The organism is Segatella copri (assembly GCF_009495355.1).
In the GTDB taxonomy this organism is placed as follows: Bacteria; Bacteroidota; Bacteroidia; order Bacteroidales; family Bacteroidaceae; genus Prevotella.
Window position 1 is genome coordinate 96,639 of record NZ_VZAD01000042.1, and the last position, 6,077, is coordinate 102,715.

The 6,077-nt window shown below is 40.5% G+C and carries 4 protein-coding genes; 3 read left to right on the plus strand and 1 reads right to left on the minus strand.

The features are described 5' to 3' along the window. Positions 1-761 precede the first annotated feature (761 nt). The 3 genes from F7D20_RS05395 (at position 762) to F7D20_RS05405 (ending at position 4,424) form a co-directional block, all read left to right on the plus strand. Complete coding sequence (locus tag F7D20_RS05395; RefSeq protein ID WP_158463162.1) at positions 762-2,216, plus strand: hypothetical protein; 1,455 nt, start codon at positions 762-764, stop codon at positions 2,214-2,216. Continuing rightward, positions 2,213-2,416, plus strand: a complete 204-nt coding sequence (locus F7D20_RS05400; RefSeq protein ID WP_158463163.1) for a hypothetical protein — start codon at positions 2,213-2,215, stop codon at positions 2,414-2,416. The genes F7D20_RS05395 and F7D20_RS05400 overlap by 4 nt, the downstream gene beginning before the upstream one ends. 523 nt (positions 2,417-2,939) lie before the next feature. Further along, the gene (locus F7D20_RS05405; protein ID WP_158463164.1) at positions 2,940-4,424 is read left to right on the plus strand and encodes a hypothetical protein; all 1,485 of its coding nucleotides are present in this window, start codon (positions 2,940-2,942) and stop codon (positions 4,422-4,424) included. 247 nt (positions 4,425-4,671) lie between these two features. Here F7D20_RS05405 and F7D20_RS05410 read toward each other — a convergent pair whose 3' ends face one another. Beyond that, the gene (locus F7D20_RS05410; RefSeq protein WP_158463165.1) at positions 4,672-5,553 is read right to left on the minus strand and encodes an Rpn family recombination-promoting nuclease/putative transposase; all 882 of its coding nucleotides are present in this window, start codon (positions 5,551-5,553) and stop codon (positions 4,672-4,674) included. Positions 5,554-6,077 lie beyond the last annotated feature (524 nt).

Here is a 6,077-nt window from a genome sequence, read left to right on the forward strand (position 1 = left end):
ACTTTGTTATTGGGTTTTGTTTTTAAATGCATTATTGGTATTTTCGATTGCAAAATTATCAAACATATCTGATTCTTCCACGCAATATTCGTTCATTACATGCTAAATATGTTACAAGAAACATTTTTCTCATCTTTGGAACTGTTTTTTGAAGAAAATGATTCCTGCACGCAGTCATCTTTGAAGACAAAAAGGACTTATCTATTGCCGCTACAAGACCAGATGACTTTTTACCTTCTGCCATGTCGGAAAGAGCGAGAAATGTAGTTTTCACCCTTATGCATATATATTCGTTACTGGACAAGAGTTAACTATGGAAATATTTTTTCCCAGTTAGGAAATTTTTATTTCCCAGTTAGGTGGATTCTATTTCCCAGTTGGATGCCCGATTTTTGGCAATTATGGAATAAATATACCGTATAAATATACTTTAGTTTCCTCATATACGGAAGCTGAAAAAGTAAAAGAGCATATATAATAAGGTACGCGCGATACACTTCTATACATCTTAACTCCTTTATCTTCTATAACTTCCGTACATACAAAGATTAAGTTCAGTAAATTTCATTTCAAAATAGAACGAAATGATTGCATGAAACATATCTTTCAAAGAGAGAACGATTTTTGGTCGTACACTTTTCTACAATATCGTACATTTGCATTATAGTTACAAAAGAACTAAAAAACTAAGAGTTCGAGAAATGCTAAAACCGACATTTCTCTTCTTATATAATAAACCTATAAAACTAAAAGATTCAAAAATGAAAAAAGTATTTACCCTATGTGTTGCCATCATGGCATCGGTAGCAACATTCGCACAAACCACGCTTTGGGATGGTGAGAATTGCAACGAAGGTACCGATGGCGGTTTCTGGGAACGTTGTAATCGAAGTGTAGTAGTAAACCCTCAAAAGAACGACGTTAACCCATCTGACAAGTGCCTTGAGTTTAAGATTACCGGCAACGAGTGGAATAATGGTTCTGCCGCAATAGGTCTCAGCACTTCTTCTTTCGAAAGCAAGCGTATATCCTTAATGATAAAGAAGGACAAGAACAGCAATGTAAGGATTGAAATAAAATGTAATGACGTCATAAAGAAAGTGGCAGCTTGGTACGGTGGAAATGGAACATGGCAAAAACTCTATTTCGACTTTTCGACCAATGGGGTAGAAGGCAATCCAACAGAAATCACTATTTTCCCTACCACAGACGCAGTTGATGGAGAGCAGACCATTTACCTTGATGATATCCAGATAGAGGAAGCACCGAAAGTAAACAGCACTGTACTATCTACAATAACAGACAAGAATCTTAAGGGAGTTATCAAACCATCGGGTACTTGGCTGAAGGGAGTATGCCAAAACGCTGACGACGAGTGGAAAAGGGTTGAATACAATGACTTTACCACTTTGGCATCCAAAATTTCCGACAATCCAGCCAATATAGACATACGAGGTTTCGTCGTTAAGGCTGAAGATATTAACGCTATGCGAGGCGACCACAAAAATATTCTCGTGTATGCTGATGAAGCTAACGATGATGCAGAAAATGTGGTGAAAGGCGGAACTTGCGCCAATCTCGTACTCGACGAATCCATGTCATTCATGGCCAACGAAGGCTTCCTGGCAACAAATGTCACTCTAAATCGCACTGTAAATGCTGGCAACAACACCATGTGTCTGCCTTTCTGGGTAAACAAGAAGGACATGAAGGCTGAAAGCATCGCTACCTTTAAGGAAAAAGCAGAGAATAAGTCTGTCGTTACATTTGTGAAAGTTGATCATGTTGAAGCCAATGTTCCATTCATCGCCAACTACAACGAGGCTGTCACCAAGTTCACCTTCGCCAACAAAGGAGTTGCCAAAACCGAAGGCCTTGGCAAAACTTTCGTAGGAACCTATACCCCAGGCAGCGCAAAAGGTAAATATGGTCTTACAGCCAACAACACTTTCCAAAAAGGTGGCGTTAGTGCAACAACCAAAGCTTTTCGTGCCTTCTTAGAGTTGCCAGAAGGCAACGGAGCTAAAACTCTCTCTTTAGATTTCATTGATGGTGAATCTACAGGTATTGAAGACGCAACAATATCATTCGGCAACAAGGGTGTGAAGGTTTACAGTTTGCAAGGCAACCTGATTGCAACCGCCTCTTCTATGAGCGAACTGCACCTGAACAATGGCATCTACATTATCAACAACAAAAAAGTAATCATCAAATGAAAAAGCAAACATACATAAGCCCCGCTATCACAATATGTCATTGTGCCACAGCTACGATGCTGGCAGGATCGGAACCTATCAAGGTAGAAATTGTGGAAGGAGAATACGAAGGAGAGTTCCATTCCAAACCCCACGACGTTGATTTGTGGGCAGACGATGACGAAGAAGATAAGAAATCGAATTTATACTGGCAGATATAAAACAGTATGATGGATTCAAAAAAAGAGGAGACACATATCTCCTCTTTTTTCGTTTCTTCAAATATTATACAGTTCGGATAAGTATCAGTGCCTAAACTGACGTACAACTATACAACTTGCCCACTACGATGGGCAAGTTTACCCATAACGATGAACATCTTTGCCCATTGTTATGGGCAAAGATGCCCAAAGCCATGGGCAGATACGATTTAAGCGCTTTATTGAGACTTAACAATAACGACAGAAGGTGAGGGTGCGTCATAAGTGTAACAGGACGCATAACGCCCTCAACTTACACTGCAAGAAAGTTAAGTAAATATCATTTCAAAATAGGATGAAATGATTGCAAGAAACATATCTTTCAAAGAGAGAACGATTTTTGGTGTTGAATTTTTCTTTAATATCGTACATTTGCATTATCATAAAAAAAAACTAAAAGCTGAGAGTTAGAGGAAAGCAAAAAAACAATATTCCTCTTCTCTTAATAATAAACCTGAACATTGTTAAACTAAAAGATTCAAAAATGAAAAAAGTATTTACTCTATGTGTTGCCATCATGGCATCAGCAGCAACATTCGCACAAACCACTCTTTGGAATGGTGAGGACAAGGAATTGGGTAAAGAGGCTATTGGCTTCTGGGCCGATGGTGATCCCGAAGTGGTAGCTAACCCAGAGACGGACGGCATCAACACTTCTGAGAAATGTCTGAAGTTTGTGATGACCAACGACCGTAAGATTGTGAAACTGCCTTTCCGCGAGTGGATGACTCCCTCTTTACAGGGCAGCACCCGCGTTTCTCTGATGATCAAGAAGTCGCAGGCTGAAAACATACAGATAGAACTCTCCGACCCTACTGATGGCTCAGAGGGTTACTGGAAGAAAGTAGCATCTTATTACAGTGAGGCAGGAAAATGGCAGAAAGTAATATTCGATTATACCAACAACGGCAGCTTCGACAATCCAGGCATCATGACCATCACTGCCCAGACTGGTGATGTAGTGGGAGAACAAGAAGTATATATCGACAATATCCAGATAGAGCCAGCTACTACGGTGAATGGTCAGCTGCTCTCAAAGATAGAACCCAACTCGCTTGAGGGAGTTATCAAGCTGGAGGGTGCCTGGATGAAAGGAGAATGTCAGAATACTGAAGGCGAATGGCAAAGGGTTGAATACAACGACTTTGCCACATTGGCAACAAAACTTTCCTGCAAGCCTGCCAATATTGACATGCGAGGCTGCATCGTAAAGGATGCTGATATTAATGCTATGCGAGGCGACAACAGCAATATTCTCGTATATGCAGATGAAGCTTACGAGGCTGACAACGTGGTGAAAGACAGAACATGCGCCAAACTCGTACTCGACGACACCAAGGCTTTCATGGTCAATGAAGATTTTCAGGCAGCAAATGTAACCCTGAAACGATCTGTAAACGCTGGCTACAACACTATGTGCCTGCCTTTCTGGGTAAGCAAGGATGACATGAACGCTGCAAGCATCGCAACCTATAAGGAAATCGTAGACAAAGAAGACAATAACTCTGTCGTTACTTTCGAGAAAGCAGATCATGTTGATGCCAACGTTCCATTCGTCGCTAACTACAACGAAGCTGTCACCGAGTTCACCTTCACCGACAAGGGTGTGGTCAACACAAACAATGGCCTTGGCACAACATTCGTAGGAACCTACATTCCAGGCAACGTAGAAGGTAAATATAACCTTGCTTCCGACTGTACCTTCAAGAAAGGCGATGCCGAAGCTACTACCAATGCTTTCGGTGCCTACTTGGAGTTGCCTGAAGGTTACGAAGCAAAGACTCTCTCTTTAGGCTACACCGATGGTGAGTTAGCTGGTATTGAGAGCATCACAACATCATTCGGCAACAAGGGTGTGAAGGTTTACAGCCTGCAAGGCAACCAGATTGCAACCGCCTCTTCAATGAGCGAGCTGCACCTGAGCAATGGCATCTACATCATCAACAACAAGAAGGTGGTTATCAAATAATAATACAGACAGGACTGTTTGATGCCCATCAACAGCCCTGCCAGAGAATAAGAAACAAAAAGCCTTGGGATTCAATTTGAATTTCAAGGCTTGATTATCAATATTTACCTTTGCTTTACCCTTCGGCCAGCGATTTTCAATTCCGCTACGCGCCGGTGACCGTTGGTTCAGGGCGTGTGGGGCTTACTTGAGAAACTTGAATTCCTCATTTTTATATTGTTTTCCAAAAGTTCAACCAGATTCAGACTTATTTTCTCAATTTCTGGATTTCCTCCAGCGGAAGTTCTGTGGCTGTTGATACTTGCTCTTCAGAAAAGCCCATTGACAGAAGGCGGCGGGCTGTAGATATCTTTTCTTTTTCCATACCTTTAGCCATACCTTCCTCACGCCCCTTTTCCAAAGCCGTATCTATAGAGTTCTTGATATCACGATAAGCCTTCAAACTATCCTCATATTCTTTCAACTCTGTTGGAGTGAACTTCGCAATCTCGGCCTCCTCAAAGAGTTTAGTAAACACTTTCTCTTTCAAGGCTGAAGGACGCTCATCCAATCGGGAAAGGTTTTTCAACACATACAACCACTTATCATAAAGCGTGTCAAGTTCCTCCTCTGTCTTATTGAACTTCGCTATCTCAACATACTTGAAAGAAAGTTTGTCATTAAAAACCTTAAGAGTCTTCTTGTCAAGCAAGCCCACATCATGATTGATATCATTCTTGTCAAATGCCTCTTCTTCCAAGTCGAAGTTCAGCAGAGCAACAGTATATACATGTTCAAGTTGGAAGTTCCATTCTGCCCCCTTTGGAGCCTGTTCACGGATAGGAAAAGTAGAATAGAACAAAGAACGATCCTTGAAGTACTTCTGATAAGCATTCTGCATCTCAACGATGAACTTTTCACCACGTTCATTTTCGCAATATACATCAAAGATGGCCTTACGCTCGGCAAAGACATCACCAACGTGCTCACTATTCAAGTACTTCACATCCTTGATGACCTGAAAACCATCAAACAGGGAATTCAAGAAATTGATGAGCAAATCCTTGTTAGGCTTTGTTCCAAAAATACGCTTAAAACCGAAATCGGTAAGCAAGCTAATATATCGTTCTTCTATCCGTTTCATATCCATCTCCTTTTAAAACGTATAACTGAATTGTGATGCAAAAATAAGCTATTTTCTTGAAAACACAAAAAAAACAGCAAGAAACCTTCAAGTTATCTGCAAATTACGCAAAAACAGTTTCTCCTAATCTCATCAAAAACAAAATGATTCGCTCTAACATGAGAGCCATACAGAGTTCCGCTTACCCGATTTGGTAAGCGGCTCCGCGTTTATACCTTGCATAATTGAAGGATGATGAAGGGTGGATTTGAGCCATTCATCCTCTGAACCGCCGATAAACACAGGGGATTTCAAGGGATAGATGAGGGGGTGGAACAATTCTGTTTAACATGAAAAGATGAATTGAAAATAATTGCTTGCGCATAAATGTTTTTTACGGAAAAATGTATCATAGTATCATTATTTAGTACGATATCCTTATAAACATCTGATACACTGCACAATACAAGAATGATACTTTTTCGTTTATTTTACAAGAAGTATCATAGAAGTATCATAAATCACAAGAAACATCATTAAATTCGGCTTTG

Excerpts from the sequence above, each read along its gene's own strand:
- F7D20_RS05395 (WP_158463162.1), top strand. The coding sequence starts at position 762 with ATGAAAAAAGTATTTACCCTATGTGTTGCCATCATGGCATCGGTAGCA.
- F7D20_RS05400 (WP_158463163.1), top strand. The coding sequence starts at position 2,213 with ATGAAAAAGCAAACATACATAAGCCCCGCTATCACAATATGTCATTGT.
- F7D20_RS05405 (WP_158463164.1), top strand. The coding sequence starts at position 2,940 with ATGAAAAAAGTATTTACTCTATGTGTTGCCATCATGGCATCAGCAGCA.
- F7D20_RS05410 (WP_158463165.1), bottom strand. The coding sequence starts at position 5,553 with ATGGATATGAAACGGATAGAAGAACGATATATTAGCTTGCTTACCGAT.